The sequence below is a fragment of the Streptomyces sp. NPDC058576 genome (assembly GCF_042718715.1).
Classification (GTDB): domain Bacteria; phylum Actinomycetota; class Actinomycetes; order Streptomycetales; family Streptomycetaceae; genus Streptomyces.
Map to the genome: position 1 here is coordinate 39,476 of NZ_JBHXPF010000007.1, position 16,283 is coordinate 55,758.

A 16,283-nucleotide genomic window follows, 5' to 3' on the forward strand; every position below is an offset into this window, starting at 1 on the left:
CATGACAAATCGGACACGTCTCCCGCCTTCTCCAACGCTCGGCGGAAGCCGGGAGTGCCCGTCGTCCGACTCCGTCACGTCGTAGACTTCCACGCTGTCCCCCCGTCCGTCATCGCCCGACTTCCCGGAGGCCCGACGCCGTGACCAAGCCGCCCTTCACGCACCTGCACGTTCACACCCAGTACTCGCTGCTGGACGGTGCGGCGCGGCTCAAGGACATGTTCGAAGCGGCCAACGAGATGGGCATGACGCACATCGCGATGACCGACCACGGCAACCTCCACGGGGCCTACGACTTCTTCCATTCGGCGAAGAAGGCGAACGTCACGCCGATCATCGGCATCGAGGCGTACGTCGCCCCGGAGTCGCGCAAGCACAAGCGCAAGGTGCAGTGGGGACAGCCGCACCAGAAGCGCGACGACGTGTCCGGTTCCGGTGGTTACACCCACAAGACGATCTGGGCGTCCAACAAGACCGGGCTGCACAACCTCTTCCGGCTCTCCTCCGACGCGTACGCCGAGGGCTGGCTCCAGAAGTGGCCCCGGATGGACAAGGAGACCATCTCCCAGTGGTCCGAGGGCCTCATCGCCTCCACCGGCTGCCCCTCCGGCGAGGTGCAGACCCGGCTGCGGCTCGGCCAGTTCGACGAGGCCGTCCAGGCGGCCTCCGACTACAAGGACATCTTCGGGGCGGACAAGTACTTCCTGGAGCTGATGGACCACGGCATCGAGATCGAGCGCCGGGTCCGCGACGGGCTGCTGGAGATCGGCAAGAAGCTCGACATCCCGCCGCTCGTGACGAACGACTCCCATTACACGTACGCCCACGAGGCCACCGCCCACGACGCCCTGCTCTGCATCCAGACCGGCAAGAACCTCTCGGACCCCGACCGCTTCCGCTTCGACGGCACCGGTTACTACCTCAAGACGACGGACGAGATGTACGCCGTCGACTCCTCCGACGCCTGGCAGCAGGGGTGCGCCAACACCCTCCTGGTCGCCGAGCAGATCGACACCTCCGGCATGTTCGAGGCGAAGAACCTCATGCCGAAGTTCGAGATCCCGGACGGCTTCACGGAGGTCACCTGGTTCCAGGAGGAGGTCCGGGTCGGCATGGCCCGCCGCTTCCCGAACGGTGTCCCCGACGACCGGCAGAAGCAGGTCGAGTACGAGATGGACATCATCATCCAGATGGGGTTCCCGGGGTACTTCCTGGTCGTCGCCGACTTCATCATGTGGGCCAAGAACAACGGCATCGCGGTCGGCCCCGGCCGTGGCTCCGCGGCCGGTTCGATCGTGGCGTACGCCATGGGCATCACCGACCTCGACCCGATCGAGCACGGGCTGATCTTCGAGCGGTTCCTCAACCCCGAGCGCGTCTCCATGCCCGATGTCGACATCGACTTCGACGAGCGCCGGCGCGTCGAGGTGATCCGGTACGTCACCGAGAAGTACGGCGCCGACAAGGTCGCCATGATCGGCACCTACGGCAAGATCAAGGCCAAGAACGCCATCAAGGACTCCGCCCGCGTGCTGGGCTACCCGTACGCGATGGGCGACCGGCTCACCAAGGCGATGCCCGCCGACGTCCTCGGCAAGGGCATCGACCTCAACGGCATCACCGACCCCAAGCACCCGCGCTACAGCGAGGCGGGCGAGATCCGGGGCATGTACGAGAGCGAACCGGACGTCAAGAAGGTCATCGACACCGCCAAGGGCGTCGAGGGCCTGGTCCGGCAGATGGGCGTGCACGCCGCCGGCGTCATCATGTCCAGCGAACCGATCGTCGACCACGCGCCCGTCTGGGTCCGGCACACCGACGGCGTCACCATCACGCAGTGGGACTACCCGCAGTGCGAGTCGCTCGGCCTGCTGAAGATGGACTTCCTCGGCCTGCGCAACCTGACGATCATGGACGACGCCATCAAGATGGTGAAGTCCAACAAGGGCATCGACCTGGAGATGCTCTCCCTGCCGCTGGACGACCCCAAGACGTACGAACTGCTCTGCCGCGGCGACACGCTCGGCGTCTTCCAGTTCGACGGCGGGCCGATGCGCTCCCTGCTCCGTCAGATGCAGCCCGACAACTTCGAGGACATCTCCGCCGTCTCGGCCCTCTACCGGCCGGGCCCGATGGGCATGAACTCGCACACGAACTACGCGGAGCGCAAGAACGGCCGCCAAGAGATCACCCCGATCCACCCGGAGCTGGAGGAGCCCCTCAAGGAGGTCCTCGGCCTCACCTACGGCCTGATCGTCTACCAGGAGCAGGTCCAGAAGGCCGCCCAGATCGTCGCCGGGTACTCGCTCGGCGAGGCCGACATCCTGCGCCGCGTGATGGGCAAGAAGAAGCCCGAGGAGCTGGCGAAGAACTTCGTCCTCTTCGAGAAGGGCGCCAAGGAGAAGGGCTTCTCCGACGCGGCGATCAAGGCGCTGTGGGACGTCCTGGTGCCCTTCGCCGGATACGCGTTCAACAAGGCGCACTCCTCGGCCTACGGCCTGGTCACCTACTGGACCGCCTACCTCAAGGCCAACTACCCCGCCGAGTACATGGCGGCTCTGCTGACCTCGGTCAAGGACGACAAGGACAAGTCCGCGGTCTACCTCAACGAGTGCCGCCGCATGCGCATCAAGGTGCTCCCGCCGAACGTCAACGAGTCGCTGTCCAACTTCGCCGCCCAGGGCGACGACGTGATCCTCTTCGGCCTGACCGCCATCCGCAACGTAGGCCAGAACGTCGTGGACTCGATCATCCGGTCCCGCAAGGCGAAGGGGAAGTACAGCACCTTCCCCGACTTCCTCGACAAGGTCGAGGCGGTCGTCTGCAACAAGCGCACCGTCGAATCGCTGATCAAGGCCGGAGCCTTCGACGAGATGGGGCACACCCGCAAGGGCCTCGTCGCCCACCACGAGCCGATGATCGACAACGTGGTCCAGGTCAAGCGCAAGGAGGCCGAGGGGCAGTTCGACCTCTTCGGCGGCGGCGAGGAGGAGAGCGGCGAGCCGGGCTTCGGACTCGACGTGGAGTTCTCCGACGTCGAGTGGGAGAAGGCCTACCTGCTCGCCCAGGAACGGGAGATGCTCGGCCTGTACGTCTCCGACCACCCGCTGTTCGGCCTGGAGCACGTGCTGTCCGACAAGGCCGACTCCTCGATCTCCCAGCTCATGGGCGGTGACTACGGGGACGGCGCCATCGTCACCGTCGGCGGCATCATCTCCGGCCTCCAGCGCAAGATGACCAAGCAGGGCAACGCCTGGGCCATCGCCACCGTGGAGGACCTGGCGGGCTCCATCGAGTGCATGTTCTTCCCCGCCACCTACCAGCTGGTCTCCACCCAGCTCGTCGAGGACACCGTCGTCTTCGTCAAGGGACGGCTCGACAAGCGCGAGGACGTGCCCCGGCTGGTCGCCATGGAGATGCAGGTCCCCGACATCTCCAACGCCGGGACCAACGCGCCCGTCGTCCTCACCATCCCCACGGTGAAGATCACCCCGCCCATGGTCACCCGGCTCGGCGAGGTGCTCAGCCACCACCGGGGCGACACCGAGGTGCGCATCAAGCTCCAGGGCCCCCGCAAGACCACGGTGCTCCGGCTCGACCGGCACCGGGTCAAGGCCGACTCGGCCCTCTTCGGCGACCTGAAGGTGCTGCTCGGCCCGGCCTGCCTGGCCGGCTGAGCCCGAGCACGACACGACGAGAGGGGCGTCCCGCCGGTGCGGGACGCCCCTCTGGCCTTCTTCAACGGCTGTCTCTACCGCGAGCGGCCGACGGGTCAGTTGTGGCCGAAGCGTCGCTGATGCTTGCGCGCCACGTCGGACGGGCTGCCCTGGGCCTGCGCCTGCGGCTGGTTCTGCGACTCGTACGCCGTCGACTTGGCCTGCTCCGCACTACGCTCCGACGCGGACGCGCGGTCGTGCTGGCTGCCCTGCTTGCGGTTCTTGTTCTTGGCCATGATGCATGCCTCCTGTGGGGAATCCTGGGGGGCCAGGACCGCTGTCAGACTCACATAGCGCCGCAAACGCCGCATTTTGGATCATTACCGTGCGTAGTGGTTTCCGCGGTGGCCCCCCGTCCCACCGCCTCCGCCCGCCCCTTCCCCGTTCCTTCGCCCTCCTTCACTCCTGCCTTTTCCCCTTCCTTTCCGGATCCGCCACGCCGATGATCCAGTTCCGGCCGTTAACCCCCGCGCGGTCGGGCAGACTCGAAGGAAACCCTGGGTAAGCGGACCCGGTCATCGAGGAGCGGGCCGCTGAACCGTTCCCGAATTCTGGAAGAGGGTGGAACGCGTGGACCGTTGCGTCGTCCTGGTGGACGCCGGCTACTTGCTGGGCGCAGCCGCGAGTCTGCTGGCCGGAGAGCCCGCCCGTTCCCGCATCACCGTCGACCACACCGCCCTCATCCAGGGGCTGCGCGAGCGGGCCGAGGCCGACACGCAGCAGCCCCTGCTCCGCATCTACTGGTTCGACGGCGCCCCCGACCGGGTGCCCCAGCCCGAGCACCGCCGGCTCCGCGTGATGCCGCGGGTGACCGTACGGCTGGGCGCCCTGACCCGCAGCGACGGACGCTGGGCCCAGAAGGGCGTGGACGCCGCCATGCACGCCGAGCTCACCGAACTGGCCAGGAACCGGGCCTGCTCCGACGTGGTCCTGGTGACCGGCGACGGCGATCTGCTGCCCGGCCTGATGTCCGCCAAGGAACACGGGGTCGCCGTCCACCTCTGGGCCGTGCAGGCCGCCGACGGCGACTACAACCAGTCCGAGGACCTCGTCGCCGAGGCCGACGAACGCCGGGTCCTCGACCGGGCCTGGATCACCAAGGCCGTACGCGCCAAGGACACCGGCGGCACCTGCGCCCCGCAGCCCGCCACCCGCCCCGAGATCGCCGCGATCCTCTCCGCACCGCTGCCCGAGGCGGCCCTCGCCGCCTCCGCCGAACGCGCCTCGGAGGCCCAGGCCGCCGCGGCCCGGGGCAGTTCCGCGGAGCCGGCCGAGAGCGCCCCCGCCCCCTCCGACTCCGGCGCGCCCGCCGCCGGCCACAAAGGCGTGCCGACCCCCAAGGACCTGGCCGCGCTGCGCGCCCACGCCACCCACCCGGACCGCCAGCACCCGCCCCATCCCGGGAACGCCACGCTGCGCTGGTCCTCCGACAGAGGATGGGTGGAGCGCGGCGGCCCTCTCGGCGAGCCGGCGGAGACCGCGTCCCTGCCGACCCTCGCCCAGGTCACCAGCGCCGAACAGCGCTGGGCGGACCGGGAGGAGGACATCACCACCGTCGGCGGAGACCCCTTCGAAGTGGGCCAGGTCTTCGCCCGCCGCTGGATGGAGCGCCTGCCGGAAACCGTCCACCTGCAGAAACTCTCCACCATGTACCCGCGCATCCCGCACCGGATCGACGGCGAACTCCTGCGGTACGCGGCCCGCTTCGGGCTCCTCGCCCACAAGGACGACCAGATCGACGAGCACGACCGCTACGCGATCCGGGCCGGCTTCTGGCGGGAGATCGACGTGCGGGCCGCCGCCGAGCACGTACCGGCGGCGGAGTAGCCGCCCGCCCGGGAAGCGACCCGGGGTGGCCCCGGACGCGGACCGGGGCCCGTGACCCCGTACCCTCATACCTCGTGAGTACGGGCACAGCACAGGCGCAGAGCGACACCGGCACCGTGTGCGCGGTGCGCGATCTGGTCAAGACCTATCCCGCGACCCGGGGCCGTCGCGGCGCCCCCGCGACGCCCGAGGTCCACGCCACGGACGGCATCAGCCTGGACGTCGAGCGCGGCGAGATCTTCGGACTGCTCGGCCCCAACGGCGCCGGCAAGTCCACGCTGGTCCGCCAGCTCACCGGGCTGATGCGGCCCGACTCCGGCAGCGTCGAGGTGCTGGGCCACGACCTCGTCCGCCACCCCGAACGCGCCTCCCGGCTGATCGGCTACCTCGGGCAGGAATCCACCGCCCTCGACGAACTGACCGTCTCGCTCGCCGCCGAGACCACCGGGCGGCTGCGCGGCCTCGCCGTCCGGGACGCCCGCGCCGAGCGCGACGCCGTCCTGGAGGAGCTGGGCCTCACCGCGATCGCCGGGCGGCCTCTGAAGAAGCTCTCCGGCGGTCAGCGCCGGCTCGCCTGCTTCGCCGCCGCCCTGGTCGGCGACCGGCCCGTCCTGGTCCTCGACGAACCGACCACCGGCATGGACCCGGTCGCCCGCCGTGCCGTCTGGGCCGCCGTCGACCGCCGCCGGGCGGAGCACGGGGTCACGGTCCTGCTGGTCACCCACAACGTGATCGAGGCCGAGACCGTCCTCGACCGGGTCGCCGTCCTCGAACGCGGCCGGGTCATCGCCTGCGACACCCCCGCCGGGCTCAAGGAACAGGTCGCCGGTGAGGTGCGCGTCGAGCTGGTGTGGCGCGAGCGGGCACCGCTGGACGTACCCGAGGTGGCGGCGCTGCGGGCGTCCGCCCAGGAGTCCGGGCGGCGCTGGGTACTGCGGCTGGGGCCGGACGAGGCCCGGGCCGCGGTCGCCGCGGTGACGGGCGGCGCGGCCTTCGCGGCGCTCGACGATTTCACCCTGGCCACACCCAGCCTGGAAGATGTCTATCTCGCGCTCGGGGGAGACGCCGGCGATGCGACCGAGGGGCTGGTGAAGGCGTGAGGAGCGTGCGTGTCGCGGGACGCGTGAACGCGCCGGGCGCGGCGGACGTACTCGACAGGTCGGACGGGGTGAGCGGGTTGGACGGGCTGAACGTGGGGAACGTGCCGGACGCGATGAGCGTGTTCCACGTGTTTGACGTGGTGGATGTGTCCAAGGGGAGCGGCCGCAGGTGACGAGCATCATTCCGGCCAGGACCGCGGCGACGCGTGTCGGGCCCGCGCCCGGTCCCTCCGGTACGGGCCCCGCCCGTACCCTCACCGCACCCCTCGCCCCGCGCGCCCGGCTGCTGCCCTCGCTGGCCGCCGTCTACCGCGCCCAGCTCTCCCGGGCGCGCGTCGCCCGGATTCCGCTGCTCTTCGTGGCGACCTTCCAGTCCGTCGGGATCATGATCCTGATGCGAGGGGTCGTGGACGGTGGCGCGGAGGCCCGCGCCGTGGTCGCGGGGTCCAGCGTCCTGGTCGTCGCGTTCGTCGCGCTCAACCTGCTCGCCCAGTACTTCGGGCAGCTGCGGGCGAGCGGCGGGCTCGACCACTACGCCACGCTGCCGGTGCCGCCCGCCGCGGTGGTGCTCGGGGCGGCCGCCGCGTACGCCTCGTTCACCGTGCCCGGCACGGTCTTCACCGCGATCACCGGAAGCGTGCTGTTCCAGCTGCCGATGACCCATCTGTGGGTCCTGGTGGCCGTCGTCCCGCTCTCCGGCGCCGCCCTGGCCGGTCTCGGCGCGGCCCTCGGGCTGCTCGCCCCCCGCCCCGAGTTGGCGACCCTGCTGGGCCAGCTGGGGATGTCCGCCGCCCTGCTGCTCGGGGTGCTGCCGGCCGAGCGGCTGCCGGAGCCGGTGAGCTGGGCGCGGGACCTGCTGCCCTCGACGTACGGGGTCGAAGCCCTGGCCCGGTCCTTCGACGCCCGCCCGGACTGGGGGCTCATCGCCTTCTTCCTCGCGATCTGTGCGGCGGTCGGGGTTCTCTCGCTGGCCGCGGCGACGTGGGCGTACCGGCGGGCCGCCGTACGGTAGCCCTCCGGGGCCGACGAGCACGGGTGCGGTATCCGGTGAGGCGCCTCACAGGGTGGCCTGGCACGATGGCACGGTGACCGCACCTCTGACGCCGCCTCACCAGCCCGGCCCCCACGATCCGTGGCAGACCCCGCCCTCGGGCTCTCACCTCGCGCCCTCCTCGGGCGCGCCGGACGACCCCGACACGGCCACGGAGCTCCGTCAGGCCGCCGTCGTCGCCGTCCTGGTGGCCATCTCGGGCATCGCGCTCGGGCTGCTGTGGCTGTGGCTCGCGCCGCGCGTACCGCTGGTCTCCGACGACACGGCCGTCTTCCTCAAGAACAGCGAGGGCGAGGAGGCGATCGGGGCGGACGGAACGTTCGTCCTGCTGGCCATCGGCTTCGGTGCGCTCTCGGCCGCGGCCGTCTTCTGGCGGCTGCGCCGCGGGGGCGTCCTCGTGGTGGTGGGTCTTGCGCTGGGAGCGCTGCTCGCCTCGCTGCTGGCGTGGCGGGTCGGCGTCTGGCTGGGGCCGTCCTCCGACGTGGTGGGACGGGCCCGGGAGGCCGGTCAGGGCGTGACGTTCGACGCCCCGCTGGAGCTGCACGCGGTGTGGGTGGCGGTGCTCGCGTGGCCGTTCGCGGCGATGGGGATCCATCTGCTGCTGACGGCGGCGTTCGGGCCGCGGGATGTCGAGCCGGACTGGCCGGGGGCGGGGTATTCGGCGTACTACGACGGGCCCGTGCAGGGGCCCCTGGCGGGGCCGGGGTCGGGGGCGCCTTCTTCGGGGCCGCCTCCTGCGGGTGGGGGAGGCGCGGCCTAGGGCGCTGCCCTGGCCCCGGTGTCCTCAAGCGCCGGACGGGCTGGATTCCGGGTCTCCGCCCCGGACCTCGCTCCTCAGGCGCCGGACGGGCTGGGTTCCGGGGCCCGCCCCGGACCCGGCTTCTCAGGCGCCGGACGGGCTGGGTTCCGGGCTCTGCCCCGGACCCGGCTTCTCAGGCGCCGGACGGGCTGGGTTCCGGGGCCCGCCCCGGACCCCGCTTCTCAGGCGCCGAACGGGCTGGATCATGCCCGTGCGATCTCCGCGAACACCGCCCCCGTCAGCTCCGCCAGATCCGTCGCCGCCAGCTCCACCTCCAGGCCCCGGCGGCCCGCCGACACGCAGATCGTGGCGTGCGCCCGCGCCGACGCGTCCAGCACCGTGCGCAGGCGCTTGCGCTGGCCCAGCGGGGAGATGCCGCCCCGCACATAGCCCGTCGTGCGTTCCGCCGCCGCCGGGTCCGCCATCGCGGCCCGTTTGCCGCCCACCGCGGACGCCAGGGCCTTGAGGTCCAGGGAGCCGGCCACCGGGACCACCGCGACCGTCAGCGCGCCGTCCACGTCCGCCACCAGGGTCTTGAAGACCCGGTCGGGGGAGACGCCCAGGGCCTCGGCGGCCTCCTCGCCGTAGGACGGGCTCGCCGGGTCGTGGTCGTAGGCGTGGACCGTGAAGGCGGTGCCCGCCGAGGTCAGGGCGACCGTGGCCGGGGTGCCGCCCGGCTGCTGCTTCTTGGACTTCTTCGCCACCGGGGCCGGTCCTCGTCAGTTGGGGTGGGTGGGGGCCCGGGTCAGGTCGGTCGCGGGCAGCGAGGGCAGGTGCCGGATGACCGCGGTCTCCTTGCGCAGCAGCGTCAGCTCCTCGCGCAGCCGGGTCGCGGTGTCCGGGGCCTGGAGCAGGCGCTGCTTGGTGGGTACGTCCAGGACCGTGGCCGCCGCGACCAGGTAGGAGATCACGGACGGGTCGTCGGGGAGGTCGGCGCCGGTCGCCAGCGAGCGCTCGCTCGCTCCGGCCAGCCGCTTCTGGTAGGAGCGGAAAGCCCGCAGGACGCCCTCCGCCAGGGCTCCGGCCTCATCGGCCTCGTCCTCGGCGGGCGGCTCCTCGGCCAGCTCCTCGACCTCGGCGGTCAGATACGGGCCGCTCGCCTCGACGGACAGCAGCCTGACCCGGGTGGTGCCGGTCGCCAGGACCTCGAAGCTGCCGTCGGCGCGCTCGCGGACCGTCGCCGCGTCGGCGACGCAGCCGACCCGGTGGAAGGTCTGGATGGGATCGGGGCCGAAGCCGTCCGCCGGGGCGCGCTCGGCGGGAGGGGCCGCCGCGACCGTGTCCGGCATGCCGGTGGCCGTCGGGGCGATCTCGCGGCCGTCGCGGATCGCGACCACGACGAAGCGACGAGGTTCTTCCTCGTCGCTCTTCAGCAGTTCCCGCATCATGGCGCGATATCGCTCTTCGAAGACGTTGAGCGGCAGCACCAGGCCGGGGAACAGCACCGCGTTGAGCGGGAAAAGGGGAAGGCGGGCGGTGGTCACAACGCTCAAGCGTAATGGCCCCGGGGGCGGCCGTGGTCGGCCCGGTCGCGCAGCGGGGTCAGGGAGGCCACCTGGAGGCGTGCGCCGTCCCGCGCGTCCAGGAAGCGGCCGAGCGCGTCCTCGGACACCGACGACCACGGGAACGACGTCGCGTGCAGGCCGATCATGTTGAACTGGTGCAGCGCCTCCGCCCAGCGGCCCCGGGCGAGCAGGACGTACGCGAGGAGATTGCGGACCTCGGCCGGCCACGGATCGCCGGGCCGGTAGGCGGCGGAGAGCCTGATCGCCAGGTCGGCCGCCGCGTCGATCCGCTCCTCCAGTACGGAGGTGGTCCGGCCCGCCGCCTGGGTGTCCAGGAGCAGCGCGAAGGCCGCCCGGACCGGCAGGGCCTGCACCAGGGAGTCGGGCAGCGCGTCCTCGGCGGCCTGCTCGGCGAAGTCGAAGCACTCGCGGTGCGAGCCGTACCAGGCGGCGGAGAGATAGCGCAGTGCCGCCACATGGCAGCCGTAGTGGTGCGCGGAGCGCCGTACGGCCTGCTCCCACAGCGACTCGAAGGCGGTGTGCGTGGCGTGGGTGCCGCGCGCGTGGTCCAGGGCGAGCCGCCACGGCACGGGGTCGCGCGGGTCCGCGTCGGCGGCCGCGGTGATCAGCGGGCCGACCTCGCGGAGCCGTTCCGCGCGGGCGGGCGACTCCCAGGCCCGGCGGACCGACAGCTCCGCCTTGACCAGCAGCGCGTCCGGATCGCGCGGGGCGGCGGCCAGCCAGTCGTCGAGCCAGCCGTCCCGGCTGCGGGCGAAGGCCACGAGCCGGCCCAGGTAGCGGTCCCGGTTCTCCCAGTCGGCGGCGTCCCGCGTGGTGGCGAGCAGCTTGGCGGCCGGTTCGTAGTCGCCCAGGGCGGCGGCGACCAGCGCGGGAGAGAGCCGCTCGTCCGGGGCGTCGAGCAGCACCGCGTCATCCGCGGACAGTCCGGCGGACAGCGGAGGGCTGTGCCGGATCATGCGCGCGGTACTGAGCAGAGCGCGAAGGAATGCCATGGTGCAGACCATTGAAAAGCGCTGGTGAGGGCCGCGCCAGAGGCGTGCTGTGAAGCTTCTGTGCCGAGTGAATGGGTTGTATCGAGCCGAGTCAAGAAAGGGCAAAGGAAATGCCCGCCATTGGCTTGATTGCATCCACCCGCGGGTGCTCGTCCGCCCCGACGGTCACCGGGCGCGGGACGGCCGAGCCCACGGTCCCGGCCGCCCGCGGTCGTACGGTGATGCCTCCCGGGCCGGCCCGCGCACGGCATCCGGCACCTCTCCCTGGTCAGCCCCTGCGCAGCATCCGGGACGCCCCCGCCGCCACCGTGGTGGCCAGAACCCACCCCACCAGCACCAGACCGGCCGCGGCCCACTGCCAGGCGTCCTCCATCCGCCAGTAACCGTCCTGCCCGAGGTTGATCACCGGGACCAGCAGATCCAGCGCGTACAGCGCGGGATTCCACTGCGGATGCTCCTCGCCCTTGATCGAGGGCGGGGCGTGCTGCGCGAAGGCCGCCGTGCCCGCCGCCCACAGCACCGCCATCCACACCGCGGCCCGCCCCGGCCGGTAGCCGTACGCCACCGTCCAGTCCTGGAGGTACCCCCAGGCCTTCGCCGCGGGCGGCAGCGTCTCGCGGCGGCGGCGCTGCTTGGCGAGCAGCACCTCGCGCGCGTCCGCGTCCTCGCCGCAGCTGCGCATCACCGTGGCCAGCCGCTCGTACGGCTCGGGGACGTACTCCGGGGTGGCGGCCTGCACCCACTCCAGCCGCCGGGACAGCGGGAAGTGGCCGTAGGGGACGAGGTTCTCGTAGACGAAACCGCCCATCGCCAGACCCCCGGGGCCCGGCCAGCTCGTCGACAAATCGATCAGGGTCACCACCTTCGCGCCGTTCAGCACGACCCGGCCCTCCTCCGGGCGCTCCGCGTTGAACCGCAGCTCCGGCGTCACGATCCGGCGCAGCGACAACTCCTCCTGCCGGGTCATGGTGAACCGGGCCTTGTGCAGGTCCACCGCGTCCCCGAACCGCCCGTCGTCCAGCCGCACCCCGCCCTTGCTCTCGAAGATCTGCGAGCGGGTGCCGCGCGCCGGGGTCGGGGCGTAGACCACGCCGTACGGGGGAGTGGTGCCTTGGTTCCCCGTGTCGACGCTCACCCACGCCTCGGTCATGTAGAGCGTGCGCTCCACCGTCAGCTGCGGAGCGTTCAGCGCGCGCCGGTCCTCCGCGGCGTGCAGCCGGCTGCCGCGCAGGCTCAGCGAACCGCCCACCTTCGCCCCGCGCAGGCTCAGCTCACCGAGCGTCTCGATCATCTCGGCCTGGAGGTCCTGGGCGACCGCCATGCCGTCCCCGACGATGGCCCGCCCGTGCCGGTCCGGGCCCACACTGAGCTGGTTGATCAGCAGATCCGTGCCGATCTGCGCGTCGGTCAGCCGGATCCCCCGGTCGATCCGGCAACGGGGCAGATGCAGATCGCCCTCGGTGTGCAGCCGTGCCGCCTCCAGCCGGGGCAGCGCGCAGCCCACCAGCCGCAGGGTCGTGAAGTGGCACTCGGGAAGCACCACCTCCTGCTCGAAACGGCAGCCGGTCAGCTCCACGTACGGCGAGACCCGGCCGCCCGCCAGGTCCAGCTTGCCGGTGATCCGCACCCCCCGGAGCTTCAGCGCCGCCACCCGGCCGGGCCGGGCCGGTGGACCGCTCAGCAGCAGCCGCGCCACCGTGCGCGCGCCGACGCTCCGCTCGGGCCCCCACGTCTGCGGGGCGAACGGGTCGTTGCGGGTCGTGTCGTAGGTACGTAAGTCGTAGGTGGTCCCGTTGCGGAAGGACTGCCACATGCCCAGCTCCGCTGCGCTGAGGCCGTCCGGGATGTCGCCTTCGTGCGGCTCGGTCACGGCCGCTCCCTCCGTGCACACATGCTGTAGTGCCGTTATTCCCTGGTGTGACGCGGTGAAAGCCAGTGGTCAGCAGTGACAGCCGGACATGGCCGAGACGCGTATCAGCCAGTGGTGCGGACGACCGGTATCAGCCAGTGATACGGGCGACCGGGCGCTCCGGGCGGTCTGAGAGAATTGCCGTGTGATCTCTCGAATCGACCTGCGCGGCGACGCCCTCCCCGAGGGCGCCGCTCTGCGCGACCTGCTGCCCCGTGCCGAGTTCGACGTGGAAGCCGCCCTGGAGACGGTGCGGCCCATCTGCGAGGACGTACGCCATCGTGGCTCCGCGGCAGTGATCGAGTGGGGAGAGAAGCTCGACGGTGTCCGGATCGAGTCGGTACGGGTGTCGGCCGACGCCCTGAACCGGGCGCTGGAGGAGCTGGACCCGGCCGTCCGCGCCGCGCTGGAGGAGTCGATCCGCCGCGCCCGCCTCGTCCACCGCGAGCAGCGCCGCACCACGCACACCACCCAGGTCGTCCCCGGCGGCACCGTCACCGAGAAGTGGGTTCCCGTCGAGCGCGTCGGGCTCTACGTCCCCGGCGGCCGCTCGGTCTACCCCTCCTCCGTCGTGATGAACGTGGTTCCGGCCCAGGAGGCGGGCGTCGAGGGCGTCGCCGTCGCCTCCCCGCCGCAGAAGGACTTCGGCGGCCTCCCGCACCCCACCATCCTGGCGGCCTGCGCCCTGCTCGGCGTGGACGAGGTGTACGCGGCGGGCGGCGCCCAGGCCGTGGCGATGTTCGCGTACGGCACCGAGGACTGCCCCCCGGTCAACCTGGTCACCGGCCCCGGCAACATCTACGTCGCCGCCGCCAAGCGCCTGCTCAAGGGCCGCATCGGCATCGACGCCGAGGCCGGGCCCACCGAGATCGCGATCCTCGCCGACGCCACCGCCGACCCGGTGCACGTGGCCGCCGACCTGATCAGCCAGGCCGAGCACGACCCGATGGCCGCCGCCGTCCTGGTCACCGACTCCGCGGAGCTGGCCGCCGCCACCGAGGCGGAGCTGGTTCCGCAGGTCGCCGCGACCAAGCACATCACGGACCGCATCGAGCCCGCGCTGGCCGGCCGCCAGTCCGCGGTCGTCCTGGTCTCCTCGATCGAGGACGGCCTCAAGGTCGTCGACGCGTACGGAGCCGAGCACCTGGAGATCCAGACCGCCGACGCGGCCGCCGTCGCCGACCGGGTCCGCAACGCCGGGGCGATCTTCGTCGGCCCCTGGGCCCCGGTCTCGCTCGGCGACTACTGCGCCGGCTCCAACCACGTCCTGCCCACCGGCGGCTGCGCCTGCCACTCCTCGGGCTTGTCCGTGCAGTCCTTCCTGCGCGGCATCCACATCGTCGACTACAGCCGCGACGCGCTCGCCGAGGTCACCCACCATGTCGTGACCCTCGCCGAGGCGGAGGACCTCCCCGCCCACGGCGCCGCCCTCAAGGCAAGGTTCGGCTGGAAGGTTCCGCAGCAGTGACGAACGACAGCACCACCCCCCGTAACCCCTGGGACGAGCTGCCCATCCGCGACGAACTGCGCGGCCAGGCCCCGTACGGAGCCCCCCAGCTCGACGTCCCCGTACGCCTCAACACCAACGAGAACCCCTACCCGCTCCCCGAAGCCCTGGTCGACCGGATCGCCGAGCGGGTCCGCGAGGCCGCCCGCGGCCTCAACCGCTACCCCGACCGGGACGCCGTCGAGCTGCGCACCGAGCTGGCCCATTACCTGAGCCGTACCGCCGGGCACGAGGTGACGGCGGCCCACGTATGGGCGGCCAACGGCTCCAACGAGGTCCTCCAGCAGCTGCTCCAGACCTTCGGCGGGCCCGGCCGCACCGCGATCGGCTTCGAACCCTCGTACTCCATGCACGCCCTGATCTCCCGGGGCACCGGCACCGGCTGGATCTCCGGGCCGCGCAACGACGACTTCACCGTCGACGTGGACGCCGCCCGCGCCGCCATCGCCGAGCACCGGCCCGAGGTCGTCTTCATCACCTCGCCCAACAACCCCACCGGCACCGCCGTCGAGGCCGAGACCGTCCTCGCCCTGTACGACGCCGCCCAGGCCGCCGGGCCCTCGGTCGTCGTCGTCGACGAGGCGTACGGCGAGTTCAGCCACCACCCCTCGCTGCTCCCGCTGATCGAGGGCCGCCGCAACCTGATCGTCTCCCGGACCATGTCCAAGGCGTTCGGCGCGGCGGGGCTCCGCCTCGGCTACCTCGCCGCCGACCCGGCCGTGGTCGACGCGGTCCAGCTGGTGCGGCTGCCGTACCACCTCTCCTCCGTCACCCAGGCCACCGCGCTCGCCGCCCTGGAGCACACCGATACGCTGCTCGGGTACGTCGCGCAGCTCAAGAGCGAGCGCGACCGGCTGGTGGCCGAGCTGCGCGCCACCGGTTACGAGGTCACCGACTCGGACGCCAACTTCGTCCAGTTCGGCCGCTTCGACGACAGCCACGCCGTCTGGCAGCAGATCCTCGACCGGGGCGTCCTGGTCCGGGACAACGGCGTACCGGGATGGCTGCGGGTCACCGCGGGAACCCCGGCAGAGAACGACGCGTTCCTCGATGCGGTACGCGAACTCAAGAAGGAGCACGACGCATGAGCCCCCGCGTAGGCCGCGTGGAACGCACCACGAAGGAAACGTCCGTGCTCGTCGAGATCAACCTCGACGGCACCGGAAAGGTCGATGTCGCCACCGGGGTCGGCTTCTACGACCACATGCTCGACCAGCTCGGCCGCCACGGCCTCTTCGACCTCACGGTCAAGACCGAGGGCGACCTGCACATCGACAGCCACCACACCATCGAGGACACCGCCCTCGCGCTCGGCGCCGCCTTCAAGCAGGCCCTCGGCGACAAGGTCGGGATCTACCGCTTCGGCAACTGCACCGTCCCGCTGGACGAATCGCTCGCCCAGGTCACCGTCGACCTCTCCGGCCGCCCCTACCTCGTGCACACCGAGCCCGAGAAGATGGCGCCGATGATCGGCGAGTACGACACGACGATGACCCGGCACATCCTGGAGTCCTTCGTCGCCCAGGCGCAGATCGCCCTGCACGTCCACGTGCCGTACGGGCGCAACGCCCACCACATCGTGGAGTGCCAGTTCAAGGCGCTCGCCCGCGCCCTGCGGTACGCCGCCGAGCACGACCCGCGCGCCGCCGGCATCCTGCCCTCCACGAAGGGCGCCCTGTGACCGGCCTCAACACCATCCTGATCGTCGTCGGCCTCTTCCTGGCCGGCGGCGTCTACTCCTTCGCGAAGCAGGGGATGCCCAAGGGCGTCATCGTGCTGCTGTCGATCGGCTCCGTGATGTGCCTGGTGGCGGGCATCCTGCGGATCCAGGGCCTGTGGGACTGAGGACAGGTACG

At 71.7% G+C, this 16,283-nt stretch carries 14 protein-coding genes; 9 read left to right on the forward strand and 5 right to left on the reverse strand.

What is annotated here, in order from left to right:
* Positions 1–140: 140 nt before the first annotated feature.
* On the forward strand, positions 141–3,677 hold the full coding sequence (dnaE, locus tag ACFWRV_RS07985) for a DNA polymerase III subunit alpha (RefSeq protein WP_384329905.1): 3,537 nt from the start codon (positions 141–143) through the stop codon (positions 3,675–3,677).
* Between the two features lie 95 nt (positions 3,678–3,772).
* On the opposite strand, the gene ACFWRV_RS07990 is transcribed toward dnaE, so the two are convergent.
* The gene (locus tag ACFWRV_RS07990; protein ID WP_018957500.1) at positions 3,773–3,952 is read right to left on the reverse strand and encodes a hypothetical protein; all 180 of its coding nucleotides are present in this window, start codon (positions 3,950–3,952) and stop codon (positions 3,773–3,775) included.
* A gap of 325 nt (positions 3,953–4,277) precedes the next feature.
* On the opposite strand from ACFWRV_RS07990, the gene ACFWRV_RS07995 reads away from it, so the two are divergent.
* The 4 genes from ACFWRV_RS07995 (at position 4,278) to ACFWRV_RS08010 (ending at position 8,454) form a co-directional block, all read left to right on the forward strand.
* Positions 4,278–5,543, forward strand: a complete 1,266-nt coding sequence (locus tag ACFWRV_RS07995; RefSeq protein WP_384329908.1) for an NYN domain-containing protein — start codon at positions 4,278–4,280, stop codon at positions 5,541–5,543.
* A 116-nt stretch (positions 5,544–5,659) separates the two neighbouring features.
* Positions 5,660–6,643, forward strand: a complete 984-nt coding sequence (locus ACFWRV_RS08000; RefSeq protein WP_384330345.1) for an ABC transporter ATP-binding protein — start codon at positions 5,660–5,662, stop codon at positions 6,641–6,643.
* 169 nt (positions 6,644–6,812) lie between these two features.
* Positions 6,813–7,655, forward strand: coding sequence for an ABC transporter permease (locus ACFWRV_RS08005; RefSeq protein WP_384329911.1), 843 nt, complete (start codon positions 6,813–6,815; stop codon positions 7,653–7,655).
* 52 nt (positions 7,656–7,707) lie between these two features.
* A complete protein-coding gene (locus tag ACFWRV_RS08010; protein ID WP_384329914.1) occupies positions 7,708–8,454 on the forward strand; it encodes an ABC transporter permease in 747 nt (248 codons plus the stop codon).
* 242 nt (positions 8,455–8,696) lie between these two features.
* Here ACFWRV_RS08010 and ybaK read toward each other — a convergent pair whose 3' ends face one another.
* From ybaK to ACFWRV_RS08030, 4 genes are all read right to left on the reverse strand, one after another.
* A complete protein-coding gene (ybaK, locus tag ACFWRV_RS08015; protein ID WP_384329917.1) occupies positions 8,697–9,197 on the reverse strand; it encodes a Cys-tRNA(Pro) deacylase in 501 nt (166 codons plus the stop codon).
* A 15-nt stretch (positions 9,198–9,212) separates the two neighbouring features.
* Positions 9,213–9,977: an LON peptidase substrate-binding domain-containing protein gene (locus ACFWRV_RS08020; RefSeq protein ID WP_384329920.1), complete on the reverse strand. Its 765-nt coding sequence runs from the start codon at positions 9,975–9,977 to the stop codon at positions 9,213–9,215.
* 5 nt (positions 9,978–9,982) lie between these two features.
* Positions 9,983–11,023 (reverse strand): hypothetical protein, encoded by a 1,041-nt coding sequence (locus tag ACFWRV_RS08025; protein ID WP_384329923.1) that lies wholly within the window; start codon positions 11,021–11,023, stop codon positions 9,983–9,985.
* A 256-nt stretch (positions 11,024–11,279) separates the two neighbouring features.
* Positions 11,280–12,881, reverse strand: coding sequence for an oxidoreductase (locus tag ACFWRV_RS08030; protein ID WP_384329925.1), 1,602 nt, complete (start codon positions 12,879–12,881; stop codon positions 11,280–11,282).
* Positions 12,882–13,065: 184 nt separating this feature from the next.
* Between ACFWRV_RS08030 and hisD the strand changes: the two genes are divergently transcribed.
* Genes hisD through ACFWRV_RS08050 form a run of 4 tightly spaced genes read left to right on the forward strand, consistent with a single transcriptional unit; the run spans position 13,066 to position 16,272 of the window.
* Entirely contained in the window at positions 13,066–14,388 is a 1,323-nt protein-coding gene (gene hisD / locus ACFWRV_RS08035; protein ID WP_384329928.1) for a histidinol dehydrogenase, read from the forward strand.
* Positions 14,385–15,515 carry a histidinol-phosphate transaminase gene (locus ACFWRV_RS08040; RefSeq protein WP_384329931.1) on the forward strand — a complete coding sequence of 377 codons (1,131 nt, stop codon included), beginning with the start codon at positions 14,385–14,387 and terminating at the stop codon, positions 15,513–15,515. Before hisD ends, ACFWRV_RS08040 begins: the two co-directional genes overlap by 4 nt.
* The gene (gene hisB, locus ACFWRV_RS08045; protein WP_031122041.1) at positions 15,512–16,108 is read left to right on the forward strand and encodes an imidazoleglycerol-phosphate dehydratase HisB; all 597 of its coding nucleotides are present in this window, start codon (positions 15,512–15,514) and stop codon (positions 16,106–16,108) included. The genes ACFWRV_RS08040 and hisB overlap by 4 nt, the downstream gene beginning before the upstream one ends.
* Positions 16,105–16,272, forward strand: coding sequence for a hypothetical protein (locus ACFWRV_RS08050; RefSeq protein WP_003969742.1), 168 nt, complete (start codon positions 16,105–16,107; stop codon positions 16,270–16,272). Before hisB ends, ACFWRV_RS08050 begins: the two co-directional genes overlap by 4 nt.
* Positions 16,273–16,283 lie beyond the last annotated feature (11 nt).

Excerpts from the sequence above, each read along its gene's own strand:
- ACFWRV_RS08025 (WP_384329923.1), bottom strand. The coding sequence starts at position 11,023 with ATGGTCTGCACCATGGCATTCCTTCGCGCTCTGCTCAGTACCGCGCGC.
- hisB (WP_031122041.1), top strand. The coding sequence starts at position 15,512 with ATGAGCCCCCGCGTAGGCCGCGTGGAACGCACCACGAAGGAAACGTCC.
- ACFWRV_RS07990 (WP_018957500.1), bottom strand. The coding sequence starts at position 3,952 with ATGGCCAAGAACAAGAACCGCAAGCAGGGCAGCCAGCACGACCGCGCG.